The organism is Arthrobacter sp. LjRoot14, from assembly GCF_964253905.1.
Classification (GTDB): Bacteria; Actinomycetota; Actinomycetes; order Actinomycetales; family Micrococcaceae; genus Arthrobacter.
The window spans coordinates 148,006-171,147 of sequence record NZ_CAXURL020000001.1; the positions used below are offsets into that span (position 1 = coordinate 148,006).

Here is a 23,142-nt window from a genome sequence, read left to right on the forward strand (position 1 = left end):
GGCGCAGGCCGAACCGCCCCGTGGCACACTGGCCCTATGCGGAACCTGATTCTGGTGGCCTTCACCGAGCCCGTCTCTGATGGGCTCGTCTTTCCCCGCGACGACTGGCCCCTGCATATCACCCTGGTGAGGTTCGACGTCGACATGCGGTCCGGCGACGCCGTCACCGGAGTCGATGGGGGGAATGACGACGGCGGGCAGGGCGCCGGCCTCGCCGACCGGATTGCCGGACTCATCGACCAGCCCGTCCGGGCGGCCCTCGGTGCGCGGCTCACCATTGGCGAGGACGCCGGCTTCGGCCGGCAGGAGTCCGTCCCGGTCAGCCTGGTCGAGCCCAGCCGGCCCTTGCAGGAACTTCACGAGTCACTGGTGGGAAGCGTTACGGAACTGCCGGGCCGGGTGCCCACGCCGCACCACATCCTGGACAGCTACCGTCCCCATGTGTCCCATCACGGTGACAAGCGTCCCCAACCGGGCGACGTCGTCGTACTTGACCGCGTGGCCCTGGTGGACATGGCGCCGGACGGAAACCATTCCGTCCGGCGCATCCTCCATCTGTGGGAACTTACGAAATAACCCCGTCAACAAGGGCCTTGGCTTCGGCCTGGACCTGCTTGAGGTGATCGGCGCCCTTGAATGACTCCGCGTAGATCTTGTAGACGTCCTCGGTGCCGGACGGGCGGGCGGCGAACCAGGCGTTCTCCGTGACCACCTTCAGGCCGCCGATGGACGCCCCGTTGCCGGGAGCCTCGGTGAGCTTGGCCGTGATCGTTTCGCCGGCGAGTTCGGTGGCGGTGACGTCGGACGGCGAGAGCTTGCCAAGCGCAGCCTTCTGCTCACGCGTGGCTGCGGCATCGATCCGGGCATAGACGGGGTCGCCGAACTGGTCCGTGAGGCCCTTGTAGAGCTGCGAGGGCGACTTGCCGGTTACCGCCGTGATTTCCGAAGCCAGCAGCGCCAGCAGGATGCCGTCCTTGTCGGTGGTCCAGACGCTGCCGTCCATCTTGTTGAACGAAGCGCCGGCGGATTCTTCGCCGCCGAACGCGCCCTCGCCGGACAACAGCCCGGGAACAAACCACTTGAAGCCCACCGGCACCTCGACGAGCTTGCGGCCCAGGCTTTCGGCCACGCGGTCGATGATCGACGACGAGACCAGGGTCTTGCCGATCACGGACTGCGGGTTCCAGCCGGTGCGGTGGCGGTAGAGGTAGTCGATGGCGACGGCGAGGTAGTGGTTCGGGTTCATCAGCCCCCCGTCCGGTGTGACGATGCCGTGGCGGTCGGCGTCGGCGTCGTTGCCGGTGGCGACGTCAAAATTTGCGCCGCTGGACATGCGGTTGATCAGCGAGGCCATTGCCGACGGGGAGGAGCAATCCATCCGGATCTTTTCGTCCCAGTCCAGGGTCATGAACGCCCACTGCGGGTCGACCGTGGGGTTCACCACGGTGAGGTTCAGGTGGTGGCGCTCGCCGATCTCGCCCCAGTAATCCACCGAGGCGCCGCCCATGGGGTCGGCGCCGATCCGGACGCCGGCCTCGCGGATGGCGTTGAGGTCCAGGACGGACGGGAGATCGTCCACGTAGCTGCTGAGGAAGTCGAACTTGCCGGTGGTCTCAGCCGCCAGGGCATCGGCCACCGGAATGCGCTTGACGCCGCGGAGCCCGTTTTCCAAGAGTTCGTTGGCCCGGTTGGCGATCCAGCCGGTGGCGTCGGTGTCTGCGGGTCCGCCGTGCGGCGGGTTGTACTTGAAGCCACCGTCACCGGGCGGGTTGTGGCTGGGAGTGACCACAATTCCGTCAGCCTGCGGGGCGCCGGCGGGGGCGTTCCGGTTGTGGGTGAGGATGGCGTGGCTCAGCGCCGGCGTGGGCGTGTAGCCGTGGCGGGCGTCGATCAGCACGTTCACGCCGTTGGCCGCCAGCACCTCAAGTGCGGAGTTCTGCGCCGGTTCGCTGAGGGCGTGCGTGTCCTTTGCCATGTACAGCGGTCCGGTGATGCCCTGGCCGGCGCGGTATTCCACGATCGCCTGGGTAATGGCCACGATGTGGGGTTCATTGAATGAAGCCTTCAGGCTGGATCCCCGGTGTCCGGAGGTGCCGAACGCAACGCGCTGGCCCGGATCGCTCAGATCGGGGGAAACATCGTAGTACGCATCCAGGAGCGCAGTGAGGTCAACAAGGTCTTGGGGTTGGGCAACTGTGCCCGCGCGGCTAGCCATGGCACCAGCATGCCAGACGACGGCGGGACGCAACACGCTTTGTCCGGAATCCGGCCCCTATGACGCCGAATTTCATCCGGCATTTACCAATTCATTCCTCTTTGCATTTATTTGGGGGCAGTAATTGGCTGCGAAAAAGCGAGTGGTGGCGGCAAAACTACCTATATACCGGCCGTCCCGCGGCTGCTACTTTTCTAAACAAATTACGACGGCGGGCCCTCCGCCGCCGTCAGCGTTGCGGCGAATCCAAGGGGAGGACATTCCATGGCAGCAGGCGACGGAGCGTCAGAACAGTCACGATTGGCTGCGGAACGGATCGCGCGGCTGAAGCGCCAGTTGGACCACGCCGAACGTGCCGCCGAAACGTGGGGCGCCGGGGCGGAGGGGGAGCGCCGCACTGCCAGCCGGCTGGGCCGGCTGACCCCGGATGGCTGGTTCATGCTGCACGATGTCCACTGGCCCGGCCGGCCGCTGGCCAACCTCGACCACGTCCTGGTGGGGCCGGGCGGCGTTGTGGTGGTGGATGCCAAGAACTGGGCTGGCTCCGTTGAGGTCAGGGACGGCGTCCTCAGGCAGAACGGCTACTCGCGGAACCCCGCGGTGGACGGCGCCCTGGGGCAGGCGGCAGCCGTGGCCGCACTGCTCGGCGCGCCGCACCGGCGCCTGGTCCGCTCCATCATTTGCCTCACCGGCCACCCCGACTTTGCAGAGGTAACGGAATCCGGCGTCGAAGTGCTGGGCATCAACCGCGTGGTGGCACGGATTGCGGCCCTCCCGGCAGTGCTTGATCCGCAGACGGTGGTTGGCCTGTATTCGCACCTGGGACAGCAACTCACGCAGCCCCAGGCGCCTGCAGTGCCGGACGTCCGCGGGAACGCGGCCCGCAATCCCGTGCCTCGTCCATACCAGCGCGGGGCATATCCACCGCCGGTTCCGGCGCGCATCGGATACCGGTCCGCCGCGAGTCCCCCGCAACTCGGACACCAGGCCTCCACGGGCAAGCTGGCAGCCCTTTTGTGGAGCCTGCTGGTCCTGGGGATCGTGGCGTTCTCGCTCGCGGCGCCGCTCTGGAGCCGGTAGTCCCGGTTGGCCGGCATATCACGGGTGTATCACGGCAGGGCCCGCCCGGGCGACGCGTTGGTAGGCTGTTTATAGCCACCAAAAAAGGGATTTCCCAATGACTAACCAGCCTGCCCCCGGCGACGAGGGGACGCCCCAGGGCTACCAGCCGCCGTCGTATATTCCGCCTCAGGGATCACAGCCCGTGCCGCCAATTGCCCCTTATGGCGAGCAGCCTGGATTTGGCCAGCAGCCCGGACCGTACAGCCAGCCGGGGTATGGCCAGCCGGAATACGGCCAGCAGCCCGGACCGTTTGGCAACGCCTACGGGCAGCCGTCCTATTACGGCATGCCGCCCGAGCCCAAGGGCCTGAGCATCGCCAGCCTGTGCTGCGGCATCGCGGTGTTCCTCGGGCTGGGTCTCTTCATCCTGCCGCAGATTGCCGCCGTGGTCCTGGGCCATCTGGCCTTGCTCCGGGAACCTGCCGGACGCGGACTCGCCATCGGAGGCCTGGTCCTCGGCTACATCGGCCTGGCACTGACGGCGATTGTACTGACGTTTGCCGTGGCTGCGATCTTCGCGGCGGCCAACGCCGGGTACGGGTACTAGGCGGGTTCAGTCCGCCCAGGCCCGCACCACGCCATCGGGTCAGCGCACGCCGGCCATGAGCTTCTTGATGACCGGCGAAGCGGCGGCGAGGCCGACGGCCAGCACCATGGCCGTGCCGCCGATGCCGATGAAGTACGGCAGTTCGTCCTGCGGGTTATACAGCCCGGACAGGATGCCGGCCAGGGTGGTGCCGAGCGAAACGGACAGGAAGAACAGTGCCACCATCTGCGTGTGGAAGGCCTGCGGCGCCAGCTTGGTGGTAACGGACAGCCCGATGGGGGAGAGGAAGAGCTCCGCCAGGGTGAACAGGAACAGGATGCCCACCAGTGCCAGGAGGGGCGTCTTGCCGCTGCCGGCCAGCGGAATGAAGGCCAGGAAGGCCAGGCCCATCACGAACAGGCCGATGGAGAACTTCAGGGCCGAGCCGGGCTGCTTGTTGCCCAGCCGTGTCCATAGTGCTGCCATGACGCCGGCAAAAATGATGATGAACACGGGGTTGATGGACTGCACCCAGGCGGCCGGCATCTCCCAGCCGAAGAGGTTCCGGTCCAGCTTCTCCTCTGAGTACACGGCAATGAACGTGAACTGCTGCTGGAACAGGGCCCAGAACGCTGCGGAGGCGATGTACAACGGGATGAAGGCCACCACCCGCTTGCGCTCGATGCCTGTCACCTTCCTGCTGGAGAAGATCAGTCCGAAGTAGAGCACGGAAGCGCCGATGGCGGCGTACGCCATGGACATAGCCAGGTTTTCGGCGTTCACGGCGCCGGTGGCGAGGAGAACCGCCACCACGGCGGCGATGCCCAGGAAGATCAGCCCGTACCTGGTGCGTTGCTCCGCCGGGAGCGGGTTGGGCACGTGGTGCGCCGCTTCGGGGAGCTTCCCGCGTCCCGTCGCGTAGATGCCCAGGCCAAGGGCCATGCCGACGGCGGCGGCGCCGAAGCCCCAGTGGAACCCCTGGCTTTCCTGCAGCCAGCCGGTAACCAGCGGGCCGATCAGCGCGCCGGCGTTAATGCCCATGTAGAAGATGGAGAAGCCTGCGTCGCGGCGTTCGTCCTTCTCCCCGTAGAGGGTGCCCACCAGCGCGGTGGCATTTGCCTTGAGGCCGCCCGAGCCGACGCCCACCAGCACCAGGCCGGCAATGAGTCCGGGAATGCCCGGGACAAGCGCCAGGGCGATGTGGCCCGCCATGATCAGGACTGCCGAGCCGAACAGGACCCGTTCCGAACCGAAGAGCCGGTCAGCCAGCCACGCGCCCAGAATAGTGGAGAGATAGACTCCGCCGCCGTAGGCGCCCACCAGTCCGGCGGCCAGGCCCTGCTCAATTTCGAGGCCGCCCTGAGCGGCCGTGAAGTACATGTAGTAGAGGAGGATGCCCTGCATCCCGTAGAAGGAGAAGCGTTCCCACATTTCTACCGAGAAGAGGCTGGCCAGCATCTTTGGGTGGCCAAAAAATGACGTATCGCCCGGCGTTGTAGCGGGGCGATCAGATAAATGAGTTGTGCTCATTTACTTAAGGGTGGCACCCGGCCGCGCGATTGTCACATTGCCGCTGGCAGGAAAGCAAGGAGGACGCGCCGTCAAAACCCGATCTGAGCCGCCACTTGCAGCAGGACCTTCTCGGATCCCGCCGGCCCCACCAGCTGGATGCCCATGGGCAGTCCGGCGCCGGGTGACCCGCCCGTCCAGTGCACGGGAATGCTGATGGCGGGCAGGCCGCATACGTTGACCATGCTGGACCACGGCGCGTACTCGCATTGCTTCCGGTAATCGCCGTCGGCGTCGCCGGCCCATTCCGAGACCGGCCAGTAGCCGTCCCCGTGCGAGGCTCCCGTGAACCAGCCCACGGGACGGGGTGTCTGGGCCAGCGCCGGCATCAGCATGAGGTCCCACTGGGTGTACTGGGCCACGGTGTCCCGTTCAAACTGCCGCAGGAAGCCCAGGGCCTCGTTGAGTTTTGACGCGCTCCGCTGCTGGGCGCGGCGCCGGAACGTGCGTGTGAGCGGGGTCAGGAGGGCTTCGCGCTGCGGCGCAATCCGGGCGTTCCCGACGCCGGCGGTCCACGCCGTCGTGAATGCATCCGGGTAGCGGTTGTCATACCGGACGGCCGCTTCGGCTGTGGTGTGGCCCGCCGCTTCCAGCAGGCGGACGCCTTCGTTGAGCGCATCCATGGCTTCCGCGGCCGGCGTAAACGGAAAAATGGCCTGCCAGGGGCTGTCCAGGCTCACGCCGATCCGCAGCGGGCCCGGCGGCCGGGACACGGACGCAAAGTAGCCGCCGGCTTCGGGCGGAGGCACCAGGGCGTCCAGCATCAGGGCGGCATCCCCGGCTGACCGGGCCAGCGGGCCGGCCACCACCAGTCGGGCGGGATCGCCGGTGCTTTCACCGGCCGGGACGAGTCCGCGCCCCGGTTTCAGGCCCACCAGCCCGCAGGCTGCTGCCGGGATCCTGACGGAGCCGCCGCCGTCGGACCCCGGAGCGAACGGAACCAGGCCTGCGGCAACCGCGGCGGCGCTTCCGCCCGAGGATCCTCCGGAGCTGCGGCTCAGTGCGTGCGGATTGCGCGACGGCGGTGCGATCAGGTTTTCGCTGTAGGCGGTCAGACCGAACTCCGGAACCTGGGTCTTGCCCAGCGAGATGGCACCGGCACCCTTCAACACCGCCGCCAGTGCGCCGTCCACGGACGCAGGTTTGTGCTCCAGGGCCGCGCTGCCGTGGGTGGTCACCACACCGGCCACATCCGTCAGGTCCTTGAAGGCCACCGGCATGCCGTGGAGCAGCGGAAGATGCCCGGCTGATCGGGCGTAGCGTGTGTCCGCGTCCGCGGCGTCCGCCAGGGCCTGTTCCCCGGTCACCGTGATGAAGGCGCCGAGGCCTGGATTCCGGGCCTCGATCCGGGCGAGGAAATGCTCCGTTACCTCCCGGGCGGAGAGTTCGCCCGAGTGCAGGGCGTCGCGGAGCCCAACCGCTGAAAGTTCGTGGATGTCAGCCAAGGAAACGGGCCTCCAGCCGCTCTTCGACGGCGGTCGCGGCGCCACCTTGGATATCCCGGGTGACGCGGTACGCTGCCTTGCCCCGCACTTCGGTGACCGCCTCCGCAAGGTCAGTGCCGAAGTAGACCAGCCCCGCGCCGTCGTCCGTGCAGTGGGTTTCGCCCAGCGTGCCGTCGGCCACCAGCCGGTGCACCAGCGGGCGGCGCTGGACCTCCGAGTCGTAGTGCACTCCGTTGGCATATGGCAGGAATCCCAGGGCGTTGGTCACCGGTCGCAGCTGCGGGCCGTACGAATCGGTGGTGCCGCCCTGGAACCAGCAGATGGACCCTGCCGAGACACCGGCGAGGACCACGCCTGCTTCCCACGCGCGCCGCAGGATTTCGTCGAGGCCGTGCGCCCGCCAGACTGCCAGGAGGTTCACCACCGAACCGCCGTTGACCCACACCACGTCCTGTTCCAGGAGGTGCGCTTCCGGGTCGTCGATGCTGGGCATGGTGAAGAGATTGAGGTGGCTGAAATCGAAGCCGGCTATTTTGGCGGCCTGGTCCAGTTCCGCGTTGAAAGAGCGCTGGTCACCCGCCGCAGTGCCGATGTGCGTCAGGCGCGGGGCGCGCCCGGTGACGCCGGAAAGTTCGACGGCGTGGTGCAGCAGGGCGTCAAACTCCAGCCGTGAGCGCCGGCCGGCCTTATATCCGCCGGACGTGGCCAGGATGGTTGGCTGTTGGGCTGCCATCGACGATTCTCCTTTGCGGTCCATTGAAGCGTAACGTGCCCCGGATTCGGCGTGCCCGCCTTCCGCGGAGGCTACGCTGGAGGCAGACCTGCATTCTCCGGAGAGGACTTCCATGAGCGACTTCGAAACCGTGACCGTGACCGACGTTCCCGCCGACGCCAGAATCCTTGACGTGCGGGAGGACTACGAGTGGTCGGCCGGACACGCCGAAGGTGCCCTGCACATTCCACTGGACCAGCTGCCTGCCCGGCTCGGCGAGCTGGACCCTGACGAGGACGTGTACGTCATCTGCCGCACCGGCGGCCGTTCCTTCCGGGCGGCCAAGTGGCTCGTGGGCCAGGGCTACTCCGCTTTCAACGTGGCCGGCGGAATGGATCAATGGCTCGAGTCGGGCCTGCCGCTGGTTTCGGACAACGGCCTCAAGCCCGTCATCCTCTAGCACGCGCTCTGGTACACGCGGCACCAGCGTTTCCCCATGGGCCGCCCCACCGGGCGGCCTAGACATGATCACGAAGGACAGTCCATGCCCGCCCAACCCGTCACCTACACTTTCCTCGGCCCGGAGGGAACCTTCACCGAGGCTGCGCTGATGCAGGTGCCGGGTGCAAGCGAGGCAGTCCGCATCCCCTCATCCAACGTGAACACCGCGCTGGACAAGGTCCGTGACGGCTCCGCCGATGCCGCCATGGTGCCCATCGAAAATTCCGTGGAGGGCGGCGTGACGGCAACACTGGATGCCATCGCGTCCGGTGCGGAACTGCGGATTGTCCGGGAGGCGCTGGTGCCCATCAGCTTCGTCCTGGTTGCCCGCCCCGGCGTGGAAATCGCGGATATCCGCCGGGTCTCCACCCACGGCCACGCCTGGGCCCAGTGCCGGCTCTGGGTAGAAGCGAACATGCCCGATGTGGAATACATTCCGGCCTCCTCCACCGCAGCCGGGGCCATGGGGCTGCTGGACGCGGACGGCGTCCATTACGACGCCGCCATCTGCGCCCCGATCGTGGCGACAGAGCAGCCCGGACTGCACGTGCTGGCGGAGAACATCGGGGACAACCCGGGTGCGGTAACGAGGTTTGTCCTGGTCAGTCGACCCGGCGCGCTGCCCCACCGCACCGGAGCGGACAAGACCACCGTGGTGGTTCCGCTGCCAGAGGACCGGCCGGGTGCGCTGATGGAGATCCTGGACCAGTTCGCCACCCGCGGCGTGAACCTCAGCCGCATTGAATCACGGCCCACGGGGCAGTACCTTGGCCACTATTTCTTCAGCATCGACGCCGACGGCCACGTGGAGGACGCGCGTGTGGCCGATGCCTTGGCGGGATTGCACCGGATCAGCCCGGCCACCCGCTTCCTGGGGTCCTACCCGCGGGCGGATGCGCAGAGCCCGGACGTGGCTCAGCACACCTCCGACGAAGCATTCCAGGCTGCACATGAATGGGTGGCAGGGATACTCAAAGGGGCATCGATCGAGCCTGTTCATGCCCCGCAAGGTTCGCCCACAGCTTAGGCAAACGCCCTTCCGGGTACTTCCCCGCCTGCACCGCAGTGCGTATGCTTGCCTGATCCATTGGGGAAGGCCTCTACCGGAAGGAGCGGGTCATGTCAGGATCCAGCAGCGACAACGACGGCCAGGGAATGATTGTCAATCCCAAGCCGACTGCCGATAACCAGGACTGGGACGGAGACGACGCAGACAGGGCGGATCGCCTGCGCTTCGAAGAGGAGCAAGCCATGATTCGTGAGCAGTCCGAAGCCCGTGCCGCGGCAAAGGCCGCAGCGGAGGCTGAAGAGAAGAAGGCCAGCGCCTAAGTCCCAGGTCTCCGCAGACGGCTTCCCTCCGGGGTGCCTACTGCGGGGCCGACGCTTCCCTTGCGGGCGTTTCGCCGCCCTTGCGTTCCGGAACCCGGACCAGCAGGGACCGCGGCTCCACGTGAACCGTAACGTCGGTCGCCTCGCCGCACGGGTCGCCGTCGACCTGGGTGGCCACCGGCTCGGCGCACTTGATGACGATCTTGCCGGAGCGGTAGTAGCTCATCACCGGCAGGTTCCCCTTGTGCTTGAACATGATCTTTGTGTACATCGCGATCCATCCGATGGCGCTGCGGGGGCTCATCACCACCACGTCGAGCATGCCGTCGTCGATCATTGCCTGCGGAATGAAGTCGATGCCGCCCGGAATGAGGCCGCAGTTGGCGAACAGCACACTGCGGATCTTCCGGGACTGTTCCGGCTGGTCGTCCAGGGCAATGGACACCTTCTTGCGCCGCCCGGGCAGATGCCGGACTCCGGCCTCCGTGTAGGCGAGCCAGCCCACCGCCTTTTTCAGCCCGTCGTTGGTGTCTCCGACGACTTCGGCATCCATGCCCATGCCGGCAATCACCAGGAATGCGTGCTCTGACGAGGCGCCCGTCCGGGAGTTCCTGATACCCATGCGGGCCGTGTCGATGTGCCGCTGGTGCCCAAAGAGCGCTGTCTGGATGCTGCCGTGGAGATCGTTCACATCCAGGTGGATGTTCCTGGCCAGCAGGTTTCCCGTGCCCAGCGGGACCAGGCCCATGGGCACGTTCGTGCGGGCGAGCTTCTCGGCCACCACGCGCACGGTGCCGTCCCCGCCGCCCACGAGGACGACGTCGGCCCCGCTTGCGACTGCCGCCTCGGCCTGCGCGTATCCGGGGTCCTCGGCCGTTGTCTCGAAAAAGAGGGGGGCTTCCCAGCCGGCGGACAGGCAGGCGCGCTGGATGAGTGCGCGGGCTTCCGACGATTTCGCCTTGACCGGGTTCATCACCACGGCCACCTTCTGCTGCACCATGCCCGGATGGTGCGTGTCCTCCTGGACGGCACTGCGCGTATGCAGTGCCTTCAGCCGCCGCACGCCCCACCAGCTGGAGACCGCGAAAGCCAGGGCCGCAGCAAGGATGAGGTAGAGCAGCCAATCGTTCATGGTGCTCCAACACTATCCCGCGCGGACGTCCGCACCGGCGTCCGTACGGCCCACCGCGTCATGGCGGGCGGATTCGATACTCTTGTCTGGTGATCGACGTAAAAGACCTCAGCGAAAATCCGGACAAGTTCCGTGCCAGCCAGCGCGCCCGCGGCGCCGACGAGTCCGTGGTGGACGCGATCGTCTCGGCGGACGCGGCAAGGCGTGCGGCTTTGATCCGCTTCGAAAACCTCCGCGCCGAGCAGAATGCGTTCGGCAAGAAGGTGGCGCAGGCCAAGGGCGATGAAAAGCAGGCCCTGCTGGCAGAGGTCAAAGTCCTGGCCGCATCGGTCAAGGCTGCTTCGGCTGAGGCGGACGTCGCCCAGGCCCGGCAGGAGGAACTGCTCCGCGGTATCCCCAACCTGATTGAAGACGGCGTTCCCGAAGGCGGCGAGGACGACTACATTGTGGTCAAGACCGTCGGCGAACCCCGCGAGTTCGCCGATTTCGAGCCGAAGGACCACCTGGAAATCGGCGAGCTGATCGGCGCCATTGACATGGAGCGCGGCGCCAAGGTGTCCGGTTCACGCTTCTACTTCCTCCGCGGCGTGGGCGCCCGGCTGGAGATGGCGCTCCTTCAGATGGCCATGGAACAGGCCATCGACGCGGGCTTCATCCCCATGATCACCCCCACGCTGGTCCGTCCGGAAACGATGCAGGGCACCGGATTCGACGTCAAGCACGACGCCGAGATCTACCGCCTCGCGGAAGACGACCTGTACCTGGTGGGCACCTCGGAGGTTGCCCTGGCCGGGTACCACGCGGACGAGATCCTGGACCTTTCTGCCGGCCCTATCCGCTATGCCGGCCAGAGCTCCTGCTACCGGCGCGAGGCGGGGTCGCACGGTAAGGACACCCGCGGCATCATCCGTGTCCACCAGTTCAACAAGGTGGAAATGTTCATCTACACCACGGTGGAAGAGGCCGCCGCCGAACATGAGCGCCTGCTTGCGTGGGAAGAGGAGATGCTGGCCAAGTGCGAGCTCCCGTACCGGGTGATCGATACCGCCGCCGGCGACCTCGGCAACTCGGCGGCCCGCAAGTTCGACTGCGAAGCCTGGGTCCCCACGCAGGGCGCCTACCGCGAACTGACCTCCACCTCCAACTGCACCACCTTCCAGGCGCGCCGGCTGAACATCCGTGAGCGCGTGCTGAACGAGGACGGCGCCCCCAAGGGGACCCGCGCCGTCGCCACCCTGAACGGCACGCTGGCCACCACCCGGTGGATCGTGGCCATCCTGGAACACCACCAGAATGAGGATGGCTCCGTGAACGTCCCGCGGGCACTCCAGAAGTACCTGGGCGGCCTGGAAGTACTGCCGGTGCTGTAGTTTGCTATTTTTCGGAAAAATCCCCGTCATGTAGTCGATTCCCCGGGTAACGCCGGGGGGATTAGGCCACGCGGCGGGGATTTTTGCGCAGTGATACCTGCGGCCGCGAGCTTCCTCCGCAGCAGTCCGGCGTTGGTTGCGGTTTTCCAGTCCCAGCGGACAACTTTGTAGCCGAGCGCCCGAAGCCGGTCCTCCCGTTTCTTCTCGGCCAGAATGGTTTCGCGGGTGCTCCTGTCGCCGAGAAGGGCGTCGTCGAGATACTTTGCGTCGCCGTCGAATTCCCCGATGACGCGTTGTTCGGGCCAGTAGAAATCCGTCCGTCCGATGAGGCCATCGTCGTCGTAGAAGCAGTGTTGCAGGACGGGCGCGGGGAGCCCAAGGACGTGGATGAGCGCCCGGCTCCGGGATTCACCGACGGATTCAGATGCCTCGTCGGCCAGCGCGAGTACCTGCAGGACCCGGCGGCGTTTGGCCGCGGACCGGAGGAGGACCGATGCGTCCAGCAATTCCGGGCGCGTGAGGCCCTCCCCGGTCGCGCGGCGGTTGCCCAGCACCGCGTCCGCAACGGCCACCGCCTCCGGTAGCTCCATCCGGACGATGCAATCAATGACCGTCTGGACGAGCGACGTGACCGCGAAACCTCGGCGTTCAACAATGTCAGCGACCCAGTGATGCCGGCAAATTCCGTAGCTTCGCGTGTGCTCCAGCCCGGTAAGGCCTGTGGCCGGATCCCTTGCAGCACGGGTGGTTGGTGGGAGCCGACCAGCTTTGTGGGGTGACTGAGTGACCATGTGAATGTGCTCCGGCACCCGGGGAAGGGGCAACCTCCAGAGACGAAGCGCAGTCAGGTAGCAAAAGGCCGCTGACGGGTCACCGCACGCAACTGCCGCAATTGTGGTCGAATATCGTTGCCACGCTTTGAGCGCGAGCCAGGCCTGCTTGTTGTAATAGACGCCGAATCTGACCCTCACCAACTCGCCATTGTTGTAGGCGCGGCTTAGGCTCCGGCTGCTTCCTGTGAGGGCACGCCTTCGGCTGGCAAGTATGAGCGTAGGGGGAGTGGAATCCATGCTCCCATGCTGGGCTGGCCTTCCCGATGCAGCCAGATGCCCCCGACCGGATGTGGATAAGTCCCGGCAACTCCCCTCGAATTGGGCCACTCCCCCCGGAACGCCGCCGGGAGTTGACTGCTCGGCGGGGATTTTGCACCTGCACGGCGTCAGGTGACACCAAGGTAAACACCCACAGTGTGGACAAGCTGTGGGTGTTTACCACAAGTTCACAGTGGCTGTGGCGTGCGTCCTAGCGGGCGTACCGGGGCGTCTGCTGTACTAGGTGAATGACAACATTGACTGAAACCTCAGTCGCTGGCAACGACGACCAGCGAAACAACGGCAAGAACGACCCCGCACAGAAGCTCATGGTGGCACTGGATGTTGACGGCACCCTGGTCAACCATGACGGCCACATGTCGGCTCCCGTGCGTGATGCGGCCCAGGCGGTTGTGGCCGCCGGCCATGAAGTCCTGATCGCTACCGGCCGGTCCCTGAATGCCACCCTGCCCATCATCGAGCAGATCGGGATCGACACGGGCTACGCGGTGTGCTGCAACGGCGGCGTGACGCTCCGGCTCGATCCGGCCCACCCCGACGGCTACGAAGTCATCCGCAAGGCCACGTTCGATCCGGGCCCGGCGCTCCGTGCCCTCCGCAAGCGGCTTCCCATGGCCAAGTATGCGCTGGAGGACGAGCACGGCAACTTCCTTTCCACCGAGCGCTTCCAGGACGCAAGCTTCGGCGTCGAGGCAATCGGCGTGGACTTCCAGACCATGCTGGATGCCACCGCTGTGCGCGTTGTGGTGTTCAGTTCAGAGAACACATCCGAAGAATTCAACGAGGCGATCAAGCACATCGGCCTCTCCGGCGTCACGTACTCGGTTGGCTGGACCGCCTGGCTGGACATCGCCGCCGAAGGAGTGACCAAGGCCAGTGCCCTGGAGCACCTGCGCGGACACCTGAGCATCGAGTCCCACCTCACGGTGGCGATCGGTGACGGCCGCAACGACATCGAGATGCTTGCGTGGGCCGGCCGCGGCGTCGCCATGGGCCAGGCCCCCGACGAAGTGCTTGCCGCGGCGGACGAGGTCACCATGTCCGTCCACGACGACGGCGCTGCGCACGTTCTCCGCAGCCTGCTTTCCTAAGCGGCTGCTTCCAGGGCGCCGGGCCAAGGGGCTGCCGCGGCTCAGCGGACCTCGAGGATCAGCTGGAGCAGCCGTGCCGCGGCCGGGCGGGCCGCGTGTTCCTCGTTCCACTGGGCCCTTGCCACGGCCTTGCTGACGGCTTGGGTGGTAATGCCAAGCTCCTGGGCGACAGCCTTCTGCTGGCCCCGCACGCCGGGAGTCAGCAAATCCAGGACACGCCACTCTGCGGCGCTGCGGTCATGCACGATGTGGCCGAGGAGCTTCAGGACAGCCTCAGCTTCCGCGGCGAGATCGGCGAACGGACCGTCAACGGCAACGGGGACGCGTTCCTTGCCGTTCCGCAGACGGTCCACGGCGCGGCGGGCGTAGATCAGTCCGTGCCCGGTGGCGTCCTTGATCTGGTTGGGCAGCGGCTCATTCACCGGCCCAACACCGATCCCCACGAACCAGCTGCCGCAGCGAAGGGCGATCAGGGCCGCCTCCACCGCCTGGTGCGGGAACTCGACGATGCCCTGGACCTCGTCCTCAACTGACCGGTCGAAGTCAAGGCGCGCCGGTATGTGCCGCAGGTCCTTGAGCAACTGCGGCACCCGGTCGCCGTCGCGCCGGCTGTCCGTTTGGTTGATGGTCAGCGTGAACATTGTGGATCACAGACTACCCGGTGGCGGCCCGGGCTCAGCGGGAATGTGACAGGCGGACATCTCCGCGCTGCCGCCGCCCACCCTGGCGGCGGCGGTTCCTGACCATGCACCCATCATCTAGTCCAAAGACACCGCGGTACGGACGACGGCGGGCGGCAGCGCGTGGAATGCGGCTGCGGCTTCCGGGACGCCAGCATTTATTAGACCCTCCTGGATCTTGCCCAGCAGCTCGTCAGGGCTATTCCGTGTGGTGAAGGTGAAGAAACGGAGAGGCCTCCCGGCGCCGTTCCTGCCGGAGCAACAACGGAACGAAGGCTTCCGGCGTCGATGTCCTCCCAGAAGATTGCCCTTGCGGCGTGCTTTTGGCTGTAGCGGTAGAGAAGGCCCCGGTCGAAAACGAGGAGCCGCCGGAAGCTCCAGAGGAGCGTTAGCGACCAGAGGACCAAGCCCGTGAGAATGCTCGCCACAGCGTATAGCGGGAGGTTGGAGAATAGTCCGGGACCTCGGGAGGACGTCGGCTGGCCCGTGAACTCGGCTACGGCGGCGAAGACGAAGCCTGCGCAGATGAACCACGGCATGAGCTTCCACCTGACGTGCCATGACAGCTCCGTGTACTGCAACAGGCCCAGTTCCTGCCCATACTGTCGCTCAGCCCGGCGTGCCAGCCAGGTCCCTCCGGGTTCAGCCACGCCGGTTGCCGTTGCCGTAGAGCTTGGGCAGCCGATCGTGCTGTCCAGCGGCCGCCTGTTCAGCGGCAACAAGCTGGGGATCCCGGACCGGGGCCGCCCCGCGGGAGACGCCTGACCGGAGGTCGACGGCAGTGAACTTCGCCTCGAACGTATCCCCTCCTCCTCCACCGAGGGCGGAAGCGAAGGCCGCCAGGTAATAGAGCGGTGCGAATGACCAGCAGACGGCGCGCCAGCCGCCCAGCCAGGCTCCCGACGTCGTGCCGTCCGCGATTCTGACAGAACGCATCCCGGCGGCCGCGTCGCCCAGGCTGCCGGTAGTCCCCATGATCATGCCGTAGGCAAAAAGCACCAGGAACCAGACGGCTGCAAGGGCTGCGACGAACAGCCCGTCGCTGGACAGCAACGCCAGTGAGACTGAGCCGAGTGCCAGATTCTGGACCAAGGAGTTCAGCACTGCCATCAGGACTCCCGAAACAGCCATCACAATGAGGGCATCCAGAGCCCGGCCCCAGAAGTGAGGCCAACCCGGCTTAGGCACGTAGGACGCCCCGGAGGCGGTGTGCCGACGGACCGGGCGTCCCGTGGCGGGGTCGACCAGTCCGGTGTTCCGGGCAAATTTTTCGTTGCCCAGCCTGGTGCTTCTTTCATGGACCATCGCTACGTGGTTTCCCCTTATTCCAACGTCGAATCGAACAGACTGACCCTACCCCGAGGGCTATTGCATCGCGATGGGCAGCACAACCCACCCCGCCCGGAGGTTGTGCCCGTGCCGTGAAGGTGTTGCGATGGGGGAGGACGCTGCCGACGGCGGCATTGACGGAAACGGAGGACCGCCATGGCCAACGCCCTCGGTGGGGACACAGTCAGTGACACCAAACCACGTGAAGCAAGGACTTCGGCAGGCGACAGCAGCGACCTGGGTCTCGTGCACCGCTGGTGGAGGGCGGCCAACTACCTGTCCGTGGGCCAGATCTACCTCCGCTCCAACCCGCTGCTGCGCGAACCGCTCCGCGCGGAGGACACCAAGTCCAGGCTCCTGGGCCACTGGGGCACCACCCCCGGGCTCAACTTTGTCTATGCCCACCTCAACCGGGTCATCAGGCGCGACCGGCAGGAGATGCTGTTCATCGCTGGTCCCGGCCACGGCGGCCCGGCCGTGGTGGCTAACGCGTGGCTGGAGGGGACCTACTCGGAGATCTACAGCAACGTGGGCAACGATGAACCGGGGCTCGCTGAGCTGTTCCGGCAGTTCTCCTACCCGGGCGGCATCCCCAGCCACGCGGCGCCCGAGACTCCGGGCTCCATCAGCGAGGGCGGCGAACTCGGATATTCGCTGGCGCACGCCTACGGGTCCGTCTTCGACAATCCGAAGCTGATTACCGCCGTCGTGATCGGTGACGGCGAGGCCGAAACCGGGCCGCTCGCGGCCAGCTGGCACTCGCACAACTTCCTGGACCCCGTGGCTGACGGCGCCGTGCTGCCCATCCTGCACCTGAACGGCTACAAGATCGCCAACCCCACGGTCCTGGCCCGGATGCCGGAAGCCCAGCTGGAACAACTGCTGCGCGGCTACGGCCACACGCCGCACTTCGTCACGGTGACGGACCCGGACGATGTCGAGGGGGCCCACCGTGACTTCGCCGCTGTCCTGGACACGTGCCTCGCCGAGATCCGCGCCATTCAGGCGGAGCGCCGCGCTGCCGGGGCGGTGTCGGATGACGACTCCGCAGACGACGCAGGCGCCGCCCAGTGGCCCATGATTGTGCTGCGTTCGCCCAAAGGCTGGACGGGGCCCAAGCAGGTCGACGGCAAACAGGTGGAAGGCACCTGGCGGAGCCATCAGGTGCCGCTGTCCGAAGTCCGTACCAACCCGGAGCACCTGGCCCAGCTGGAGCAATGGCTCCAGTCCTACCGGCCCGGCGAGCTCTTTGACGAGAGCGGCCGGCTCCGGACCGACGTCGCGCAAAACGCTCCGGAAGGGGAGCTGCGAATGAGTGCCACGCCGTATGCCAATGGCGGCATCCTGCTGCGCGACCTCAAACTGCCGGACTACCGCAAGCACGCCGTCGAGGTGCCCCGGCCGGGAGTTGAGCGGGTCAGCGCCATGATCACCCTCGGCGGCTGGATGCGGGACGTTATTGCCCAAAACCCGGAGACTTTCCGGCTTTTCGGCCCTGACGAGACGGCGTCCAACCGCCTCCAGGACGTCTACGACGTCACGGACAAAGTGTGGCAGTACCGGATCGACGACGTCGACGAGCACCTTGCGCGCGCCGGCCGCGTGATGGAGGTGCTCAGCGAGCACCTGTGCCAGGGCTGGCTGGAAGGGTACCTGCTGACCGGCCGGCACGGAGTGTTCAGCTGCTACGAGGCCTTCATCCACATTGTCGACTCGATGTTCAACCAGCACGCCAAGTGGCTCAAGGTCCACCGGGAGCTTGCCTGGCGCCAGCCGGTCGCATCGCTGAACTACGTCCTGTCCTCGCACGTCTGGCAGCAGGACCACAACGGCTTCTCGCACCAGGATCCGGGCTTCATCGACCACGCAGTGAATAAGAAGGCGGAAGTGATCCGTGTATACCTGCCGCCGGACGCCAACACGCTGCTGTCCGTCATGGAGCACTGCCTGGCTTCCCGGGACTACGTCAATATCGTGGTCAGCGGCAAGCAGCCCTCACCTACCTGGCTGGGGCCGGCCGACGCCGCGCACCACTGCCAGCGGGGACTGGGCATCTGGGAGTTCGCCGGTTCGGAGGTGCCGGGGGAGGAACCGGACGTGGTCCTCGCCTGCGCCGGCGACGTGCCCACGGTGGAGACCGTCGCGGCTGCCGAACTGCTCAAGAAGGGTGCGCCGGGCCTGAAGATCCGGGTGGTCAACGTGGTGGACCTGATGCGCCTCCAGGATTCCAGCGAGCACCCCCACGGGCTGAGTTCACGCGATTTTGACGGCATCTTCACTGCGGACAAGCCGGTCATCTTCGCCTATCACGGCTACCCGTCCCTGATCCACCGGCTGGCGTACCGGCGGACCAACCAGGAGGGCCTGCACGTCCGGGGGTACAAGGAGGAGGGCACCACCACGACGGCGTTCGACATGGCCATGCTCAACGGGATCGACCGCTTCCAACTGGCCATCGACGCGATCGACCGGGTTCCCGGCCTGGCGGAGCGGCACTCCCTGCTGCGCCAGTCGTTGCAGGACAGCCGTATCCGGGCGCACAACCACACGCGCAGCCACGGCGAAGACCAGGCCGAGATCAGCGACTGGGCGCTCGGCGGGTAGCTCGGGACGCGTAGCCCGAACCGGTCACCCGCTCCCGGCCAAGGCTGCGAGCGGGCCTGAGGGCACGTGGATCCAGCCTTCGCTGAGGGCGGCGGCAGCGTGATCTACGGGCGGCATGAGAGTCTGGCGGAGGCTGACCGCGCGGGCTGTGAGTGCGGCGATGACGGCGTCGAACATGTCGTCCGAGGCCGCGAGGGCATCACGGTATCCGGCCAGGTCCAGCCAGGGCGCGGCTTGGGCCAGGCTGTCCAGGATCAGTTCCAGCCGCTCTGCTTCCGGGGCGCCGCGTCCTTTATAGCCGCGGGCGTGGATTCCCCAGAGTTTCAGCGAGGCCGCCGGGTAGACCTCCGCCAGCCTGCCCGACCCGTCCCTGGCCTGCGGACCGTGGTCCCGGGCGATCTTGGCCTGGATGACCGCGCAGCGCATGGCGGGGTGGGCCAGCCGGTCAGCGGAGACGCTGAGCGGGATCAGCCCTGTGGCGCCGGTGACGAACCGGTCCGTGTCCCGGTAGGCCAGGAGCCGGCGGCCCTCGATGCCGTCGTGGTCCAGCACCGGGTGGGCGTCGAAGTTCAGGTGACCGGCAATGAAGGGCAGGAAGGCGTCCGGCCAGCCGACGGGGCAGTCGATGCCCGTCATGTCAGTGCCGCCGAACAATTCCACGATGTCCTCGTCAGTGACGTCAAGGGACAAGTGGACCAGCCGTGCACCGCCGTGCGTCCAGTCAAGGACTGCCGCTGCGGTCTTCCTGGTGGCCGCCGCGAGGTCCACGCCCAGTGTCTTCACGGGCTAAACCGAGCGGTAGCGGAGTGCGCCGGGAAGCTCCCCGCGATTCCCGAGGCCTTCCCCGGAAGCGAACCGGGCCCAGACGGCGCGGAGGGCGCGGCCCTGGGCGTTGATCTCGTCCCAGGAGGCGCCCGCGACGAGGCCGGCGGCCGCCCAGGTCTGCTCGTTGCCGAACAGCAGCGGCAGGTCAACAGTGTGGGCGGCCCCGAAGAAGTTGCCGGGCGCGGCCCACGTAAGCACGTAGCTGTACGCTTTTCCTCCCGCCCGGGCGTGCCGCCGGGCGAACTTCCTGGCGGACCGGCCGTACACGGCTTCGGTCACGGCCCGGCTGATTGCGTTTACGACGGCGGTCCCGGCGACCGGAACCCTGGCGAGACGGCTGGCGACGGGGTTGCCCGGCAGGAACAGGCGCGCCTCGTCGGCGGTGTGGCCGATCAGGACCTCGATCCCAGGGGCGGTCGCGTTCCACGCGGCTTCAATCTCGTGTTCCGGCGGCAGGGGCGCGTGTCCGTATTGCGTACCGAAGGGCATTGCCGCCCTCAGCCCGAACTTCCGGGCCACCTGCGAAACACGCCCTTCAATGGCCACCACGTCCATCGCAGGGGTGTCTTCGGTGACATGTTCCGCGGCGACACCCATCGCGGCGCTCATTTTTTCCCGGCCACGGGTGATGCCCAGGGGTGCGCTTTGGATGATGGCGCGCTGGAACAGCGACGGCGCTTCCGGGGTCGCCATCAGGTGGACGACGGCATCGCCGCCTGCTGACTGGCCGAAGGCGGTGACGCGTTCCGGATCACCGCCGAAGGCGCCGATGTTGCGCTGCACCCAGCGGAACGCCTCCAGTTGGTCCAGCAGGCCAAGGTTGGCAGGGCGTCCCGTGCCCGTTGCCAGGTATCCGAACAGACCGAGACGATACGTCACCGACACAACGATGACCCGGTTCTCGGCAACCAGGGCCTTGGGGTCGAAGATGGCCAGGTCCCCGGAGCCGGAGGTGTAGGACCCGCCATGGAGCCAAACCATGACCGGGACGCGCTCGCCGTCTGCGAGGTCCGCCGGAATGGTGATCGAGAGCCGCTGGCAGTCCTCGCTGCCGGGAAGCTCACCGTAGCGGGTTCCCAGGATGTCATCCAGGAACGGCACCGGACCCTGCGGGCAGGCGGGCGAGAGCGAGGTGGCGGCAAGAACCTCGGTCCAGCCGGGTGCACTTGCCGGCGGCTGGAAACGGCCTGCCGTTGCATAGGGGATTCCCGTGGCGCGCACAACGTCGCCGTCCCGCCAGCCGGTGACCGGCCCGCAGGGAGGACTGAAGCACGGAGGACTAAAGGCAGGGGCGTTCATAGGGCAACAATTTCACGGATTTGTTCGGAGTTTTTGTCCAGATATCGGGTCTTTGTCGTTGCGGAAGTCCCGATATCTGGACAAAAACTCCGCAAACGACGACGGCGAGGCCGGGATCGCGTGAACCCGGCACCCGCCGTCGGACTGGCTGCTAGTGCGCTGCCGGAACGTAGCGCTTGATGGAGGCTTCCAGTTCGGCTTCTGCAGCGGCGCGGTCGCCCCAGCCTTCAGCCTTGACCCACTTGCCCGGTTCCAGGTCCTTGTAGCGGGTGAAGAAGTGCTCGATTTCCTTGATCAGGTATTCGCTGACGTCGCTGACCTCTTTGATGTGGTCAAAGCGGGCGTCGACAGGAACGCAAAGAACCTTGGCGTCCCCGCCGCCGTCGTCCGTCATGTTGAACACGCCGATGGGGCGGGCCTCAACGATGACGCCCGGGTGCAGATCGAAGTCCTGCAGGAGCACCAGTGCATCCAGCGGGTCGCCGTCTTCGCCGAGGGTGTTCTCGAAGAAGCCGTAGTGGGTGGGGTACTGCATGGAGGTGAACAGGACGCGGTCCAGGCGGACGCGGCCGGTCTCGTGATCGACTTCGTACTTGACGCGCGATCCCTTGGGGATCTCGATGGTCACGTCATGCTTCATGGAATGCTCCTCGACTTCAGGGGTGTTCGCGGCACACGGAGTTACCAGCAAAAGGAGTGTCGGTGCCGCCGACTACTATTGAGGATATAGCGATAGGCCCAGGTTTCATGAACTAGTGGGGACATTTCAGGACTAAAGGACCAGCAGCAGCATGAAACGCACGATGAGCCGCGCGGCCAGGCATCCCTGGTTTGAGATCATCAGGCGGCAACTGCCGCTGGCGCTGCTGACCATCCTGATCGTGGCGCTCGCAGTCCCGGCGGCCATGCTCGTAGCCCCCGCCTTGACGGGCCAGCGGCCCAACCCGGAAAGCACTGAGTCCGCGGTTCCCGCCTGGCAGCAGGTCCCACGGGACCTTTCCCTTCCGCAGGGCATTTCACCCCTTAAGGACTCGGCTCCCGTCCCGTGGCCGGACACGCTCGCCGCGCAGCTTGATGCCACCCTGAAGACCGACGGCGGGGGGTCATTTACCGGGGTGGTGCAGGACGCCGCCACCGGCCAGGTGCTGTTTGACCGGGACGGCGCCGGTGGCAGGGTGCCGGCCTCCAACATGAAGCTCCTGACGGCCGCTGCCGCTCTCCGTGCCATCGGACCGGATCAGCGCTTCAGCACCACGGTGGTTGCCGGCGCCGAGGCGGGATCGGTTGTGCTGACCGGCGGCGGCGACGTCCTGCTTGGTGCCGGGGAGTCCTCCCGCGACGCCGTGATGGGCCACGCCGGACTGGCCACGCTTGCCGGGCTCACGGTTAAGTCGCTGCAGGAAAACGGCGTCAAGGGTCCGGTGCAAGTCCGGCTGGACGACTCCTTATTTACCGGCCCCGCCCTGAACCCGACATGGAGCCCGGACGATGTGGCCGCAGGCGAGACCGCGCCCCTGTTCCCGCTGGCCCTCAACTCGGCCAGGTACGACCCCGCTGTCACCACCGGACCGCGCCCGCAGGACGCAGCCATGGCTGCTGCGGAGGCGTTCTCCGCCCAGCTCACAGCGGCAGGTGCCGCCGCCGGGTTGTCCGTCACTGCCGGCGTCGAGCGCGCCAAGGCCCCGGAAAGCGGAAGGGTGCTTGCCGAAGTCCAGTCCGCCACGCTCCGCCAGCAGGTGGACCTGATGCTGCAGACCTCGGACAACTACCTGGCGGAGGTGCTGGGCCGCCTGGCGGCCGTGGCCACCGGACAACCCGGCAGCAATGACGGCGCCACGGCCACCGTGTACCAGCAGGTGCAGGATCTGGGAATCCCCACGGACGGCCTCCGCGTGGCCGACGTCTCCGGCCTGTCACTGGGAAACCAGGTGTCGGCCGGTCAGCTGTCGGAGATCGTCAGGGCCATCACCTCCGGAACCGAACACAGCCTGCGGGCTGCCATCGGCGGCTTCCCGGTGGCAGGCCTGACCGGAACCCTGGGCAGCAGGTACACCGACGCGTCCACGGAGGGCGGTGCGGGGCTGGTGCGGGCAAAGACCGGAACCCTGAACTTCGTGATCGCCCTCAGCGGTTACGTGGTGGACGCCGACGGACGCCTCCTGGTGTTCTCCTTTATAGGGAACGGCCTGGAGCCCGGCGCTGCGGGAAACAGGACGGCGCTGGACCGCACTGCATCAGCCTTGGCCTCCTGCGGCTGCCGCTAACCACCAGCCCCGGCCGC

Annotated in this window: 22 protein-coding genes; 10 read left to right on the forward strand and 12 right to left on the reverse strand. The window is 66.7% G+C overall.

Going from position 1 to position 23,142, the window contains the following annotated elements; genetic code table 11:
• Positions 1 to 36 precede the first annotated feature (36 nt).
• Entirely contained in the window at positions 37 to 576 is a 540-nt protein-coding gene (locus tag ACSQ12_RS00765) for a 2'-5' RNA ligase family protein (RefSeq protein ID WP_209741698.1), read from the forward strand.
• On the opposite strand, the gene pgm is transcribed toward ACSQ12_RS00765, so the two are convergent.
• Positions 566 to 2,215: a phosphoglucomutase (alpha-D-glucose-1,6-bisphosphate-dependent) gene (gene pgm / locus ACSQ12_RS00770; protein WP_209741697.1), complete on the reverse strand. Its 1,650-nt coding sequence runs from the start codon at positions 2,213 to 2,215 to the stop codon at positions 566 to 568. The two genes, ACSQ12_RS00765 and pgm, sit on opposite strands and share 11 nt — an antisense overlap.
• A gap of 264 nt (positions 2,216 to 2,479) precedes the next feature.
• Between pgm and ACSQ12_RS00775 the strand changes: the two genes are divergently transcribed.
• Complete coding sequence (locus ACSQ12_RS00775) at positions 2,480 to 3,295, forward strand: nuclease-related domain-containing protein (RefSeq protein ID WP_436063943.1); 816 nt, start codon at positions 2,480 to 2,482, stop codon at positions 3,293 to 3,295.
• 97 nt (positions 3,296 to 3,392) lie between these two features.
• Positions 3,393 to 3,884 (forward strand): DUF4190 domain-containing protein, encoded by a 492-nt coding sequence (locus ACSQ12_RS00780; protein ID WP_436063944.1) that lies wholly within the window; start codon positions 3,393 to 3,395, stop codon positions 3,882 to 3,884.
• Positions 3,885 to 3,923: 39 nt separating this feature from the next.
• Here ACSQ12_RS00780 and ACSQ12_RS00785 read toward each other — a convergent pair whose 3' ends face one another.
• The 3 genes from ACSQ12_RS00785 to ACSQ12_RS00795 form a co-directional block, all read right to left on the reverse strand.
• Positions 3,924 to 5,393: a peptide MFS transporter gene (locus ACSQ12_RS00785; RefSeq protein ID WP_436063945.1), complete on the reverse strand. Its 1,470-nt coding sequence runs from the start codon at positions 5,391 to 5,393 to the stop codon at positions 3,924 to 3,926.
• A 71-nt stretch (positions 5,394 to 5,464) separates the two neighbouring features.
• Positions 5,465 to 6,877, reverse strand: a complete 1,413-nt coding sequence (locus ACSQ12_RS00790) for an amidase (RefSeq protein WP_436063946.1) — start codon at positions 6,875 to 6,877, stop codon at positions 5,465 to 5,467.
• Positions 6,870 to 7,610: a Type 1 glutamine amidotransferase-like domain-containing protein gene (locus tag ACSQ12_RS00795; RefSeq protein ID WP_436063947.1), complete on the reverse strand. Its 741-nt coding sequence runs from the start codon at positions 7,608 to 7,610 to the stop codon at positions 6,870 to 6,872. The genes ACSQ12_RS00790 and ACSQ12_RS00795 overlap by 8 nt, the downstream gene beginning before the upstream one ends.
• Before the next feature lie 112 nt (positions 7,611 to 7,722).
• Here ACSQ12_RS00795 and ACSQ12_RS00800 point away from each other — a divergent pair, with 112 nt between their 5' ends.
• From ACSQ12_RS00800 to ACSQ12_RS00810, 3 genes are all read left to right on the forward strand, one after another.
• Positions 7,723 to 8,049 (forward strand): rhodanese-like domain-containing protein, encoded by a 327-nt coding sequence (locus tag ACSQ12_RS00800; RefSeq protein ID WP_011690008.1) that lies wholly within the window; start codon positions 7,723 to 7,725, stop codon positions 8,047 to 8,049.
• Between the two features lie 84 nt (positions 8,050 to 8,133).
• On the forward strand, positions 8,134 to 9,117 hold the full coding sequence (gene pheA, locus ACSQ12_RS00805) for a prephenate dehydratase (RefSeq protein ID WP_209741689.1): 984 nt from the start codon (positions 8,134 to 8,136) through the stop codon (positions 9,115 to 9,117).
• 92 nt (positions 9,118 to 9,209) lie between these two features.
• On the forward strand, positions 9,210 to 9,419 hold the full coding sequence (locus tag ACSQ12_RS00810; protein WP_043429215.1) for a hypothetical protein: 210 nt from the start codon (positions 9,210 to 9,212) through the stop codon (positions 9,417 to 9,419).
• A 37-nt stretch (positions 9,420 to 9,456) separates the two neighbouring features.
• Here the strand turns inward: ACSQ12_RS00810 and ACSQ12_RS00815 are convergent, their stop codons facing one another.
• On the reverse strand, positions 9,457 to 10,551 hold the full coding sequence (locus ACSQ12_RS00815; RefSeq protein ID WP_436063948.1) for a diacylglycerol/lipid kinase family protein: 1,095 nt from the start codon (positions 10,549 to 10,551) through the stop codon (positions 9,457 to 9,459).
• An 89-nt stretch (positions 10,552 to 10,640) separates the two neighbouring features.
• Between ACSQ12_RS00815 and serS the strand changes: the two genes are divergently transcribed.
• Entirely contained in the window at positions 10,641 to 11,921 is a 1,281-nt protein-coding gene (serS, locus tag ACSQ12_RS00820) for a serine--tRNA ligase (RefSeq protein WP_436063949.1), read from the forward strand.
• A gap of 26 nt (positions 11,922 to 11,947) precedes the next feature.
• Here the strand turns inward: serS and ACSQ12_RS00825 are convergent, their stop codons facing one another.
• Positions 11,948 to 12,511, reverse strand: a complete 564-nt coding sequence (locus tag ACSQ12_RS00825; protein ID WP_436063950.1) for a hypothetical protein — start codon at positions 12,509 to 12,511, stop codon at positions 11,948 to 11,950.
• Between the two features lie 749 nt (positions 12,512 to 13,260).
• On the opposite strand from ACSQ12_RS00825, the gene ACSQ12_RS00830 reads away from it, so the two are divergent.
• Complete coding sequence (locus ACSQ12_RS00830) at positions 13,261 to 14,124, forward strand: HAD family hydrolase (RefSeq protein ID WP_209741685.1); 864 nt, start codon at positions 13,261 to 13,263, stop codon at positions 14,122 to 14,124.
• A 41-nt stretch (positions 14,125 to 14,165) separates the two neighbouring features.
• On the opposite strand, the gene ACSQ12_RS00835 is transcribed toward ACSQ12_RS00830, so the two are convergent.
• The 3 genes from ACSQ12_RS00835 to ACSQ12_RS00845 form a co-directional block, all read right to left on the reverse strand.
• Complete coding sequence (locus ACSQ12_RS00835) at positions 14,166 to 14,765, reverse strand: MarR family transcriptional regulator (protein ID WP_209741684.1); 600 nt, start codon at positions 14,763 to 14,765, stop codon at positions 14,166 to 14,168.
• A gap of 200 nt (positions 14,766 to 14,965) precedes the next feature.
• Positions 14,966 to 15,454 (reverse strand): hypothetical protein, encoded by a 489-nt coding sequence (locus ACSQ12_RS00840; protein WP_436063951.1) that lies wholly within the window; start codon positions 15,452 to 15,454, stop codon positions 14,966 to 14,968.
• On the reverse strand, positions 15,447 to 16,109 hold the full coding sequence (locus ACSQ12_RS00845; protein ID WP_436063952.1) for a hypothetical protein: 663 nt from the start codon (positions 16,107 to 16,109) through the stop codon (positions 15,447 to 15,449). Before ACSQ12_RS00845 ends, ACSQ12_RS00840 begins: the two co-directional genes overlap by 8 nt.
• Positions 16,110 to 16,289: 180 nt before the next feature.
• Between ACSQ12_RS00845 and ACSQ12_RS00850 the strand changes: the two genes are divergently transcribed.
• Positions 16,290 to 18,737: a phosphoketolase family protein gene (locus ACSQ12_RS00850; RefSeq protein WP_436063953.1), complete on the forward strand. Its 2,448-nt coding sequence runs from the start codon at positions 16,290 to 16,292 to the stop codon at positions 18,735 to 18,737.
• Positions 18,738 to 18,761: 24 nt separating this feature from the next.
• Here ACSQ12_RS00850 and ACSQ12_RS00855 read toward each other — a convergent pair whose 3' ends face one another.
• From ACSQ12_RS00855 to ACSQ12_RS00865, 3 genes are all read right to left on the reverse strand, one after another.
• The gene (locus tag ACSQ12_RS00855; protein ID WP_436063954.1) at positions 18,762 to 19,520 is read right to left on the reverse strand and encodes a DUF429 domain-containing protein; all 759 of its coding nucleotides are present in this window, start codon (positions 19,518 to 19,520) and stop codon (positions 18,762 to 18,764) included.
• Positions 19,521 to 19,523: 3 nt separating this feature from the next.
• On the reverse strand, positions 19,524 to 20,861 hold the full coding sequence (locus ACSQ12_RS00860) for a carboxylesterase family protein (RefSeq protein WP_436063955.1): 1,338 nt from the start codon (positions 20,859 to 20,861) through the stop codon (positions 19,524 to 19,526).
• 151 nt (positions 20,862 to 21,012) lie between these two features.
• Positions 21,013 to 21,501 carry an inorganic diphosphatase gene (locus ACSQ12_RS00865; protein ID WP_209741677.1) on the reverse strand — a complete coding sequence of 163 codons (489 nt, stop codon included), beginning with the start codon at positions 21,499 to 21,501 and terminating at the stop codon, positions 21,013 to 21,015.
• Between the two features lie 151 nt (positions 21,502 to 21,652).
• On the opposite strand from ACSQ12_RS00865, the gene dacB reads away from it, so the two are divergent.
• On the forward strand, positions 21,653 to 23,125 hold the full coding sequence (gene dacB, locus ACSQ12_RS00870) for a D-alanyl-D-alanine carboxypeptidase/D-alanyl-D-alanine endopeptidase (RefSeq protein WP_436063956.1): 1,473 nt from the start codon (positions 21,653 to 21,655) through the stop codon (positions 23,123 to 23,125).
• The last annotated feature ends 17 nt before the right edge of the window (positions 23,126 to 23,142 follow it).

Coding starts and splice junctions, on each gene's coding strand:
- ACSQ12_RS00765 (WP_209741698.1), top strand. CDS start 37: ATGCGGAACCTGATTCTGGTGGCCTTCACCGAGCCCGTCTCTGATGGG.
- pgm (WP_209741697.1), bottom strand. CDS start 2,215: ATGGCTAGCCGCGCGGGCACAGTTGCCCAACCCCAAGACCTTGTTGAC.
- ACSQ12_RS00775 (WP_436063943.1), top strand. CDS start 2,480: ATGGCAGCAGGCGACGGAGCGTCAGAACAGTCACGATTGGCTGCGGAA.
- ACSQ12_RS00780 (WP_436063944.1), top strand. CDS start 3,393: ATGACTAACCAGCCTGCCCCCGGCGACGAGGGGACGCCCCAGGGCTAC.
- ACSQ12_RS00785 (WP_436063945.1), bottom strand. CDS start 5,393: ATGAGCACAACTCATTTATCTGATCGCCCCGCTACAACGCCGGGCGAT.
- ACSQ12_RS00795 (WP_436063947.1), bottom strand. CDS start 7,610: ATGGCAGCCCAACAGCCAACCATCCTGGCCACGTCCGGCGGATATAAG.
- ACSQ12_RS00800 (WP_011690008.1), top strand. CDS start 7,723: ATGAGCGACTTCGAAACCGTGACCGTGACCGACGTTCCCGCCGACGCC.
- pheA (WP_209741689.1), top strand. CDS start 8,134: ATGCCCGCCCAACCCGTCACCTACACTTTCCTCGGCCCGGAGGGAACC.
- ACSQ12_RS00810 (WP_043429215.1), top strand. CDS start 9,210: ATGTCAGGATCCAGCAGCGACAACGACGGCCAGGGAATGATTGTCAAT.
- ACSQ12_RS00815 (WP_436063948.1), bottom strand. CDS start 10,551: ATGAACGATTGGCTGCTCTACCTCATCCTTGCTGCGGCCCTGGCTTTC.
- ACSQ12_RS00825 (WP_436063950.1), bottom strand. CDS start 12,511: ATGGAGCTACCGGAGGCGGTGGCCGTTGCGGACGCGGTGCTGGGCAAC.
- ACSQ12_RS00830 (WP_209741685.1), top strand. CDS start 13,261: ATGACAACATTGACTGAAACCTCAGTCGCTGGCAACGACGACCAGCGA.
- ACSQ12_RS00835 (WP_209741684.1), bottom strand. CDS start 14,765: ATGTTCACGCTGACCATCAACCAAACGGACAGCCGGCGCGACGGCGAC.
- ACSQ12_RS00845 (WP_436063952.1), bottom strand. CDS start 16,109: ATGGTCCATGAAAGAAGCACCAGGCTGGGCAACGAAAAATTTGCCCGG.
- ACSQ12_RS00850 (WP_436063953.1), top strand. CDS start 16,290: ATGGCCAACGCCCTCGGTGGGGACACAGTCAGTGACACCAAACCACGT.
- ACSQ12_RS00860 (WP_436063955.1), bottom strand. CDS start 20,861: ATGAACGCCCCTGCCTTTAGTCCTCCGTGCTTCAGTCCTCCCTGCGGG.
- ACSQ12_RS00865 (WP_209741677.1), bottom strand. CDS start 21,501: ATGAAGCATGACGTGACCATCGAGATCCCCAAGGGATCGCGCGTCAAG.
- dacB (WP_436063956.1), top strand. CDS start 21,653: ATGAAACGCACGATGAGCCGCGCGGCCAGGCATCCCTGGTTTGAGATC.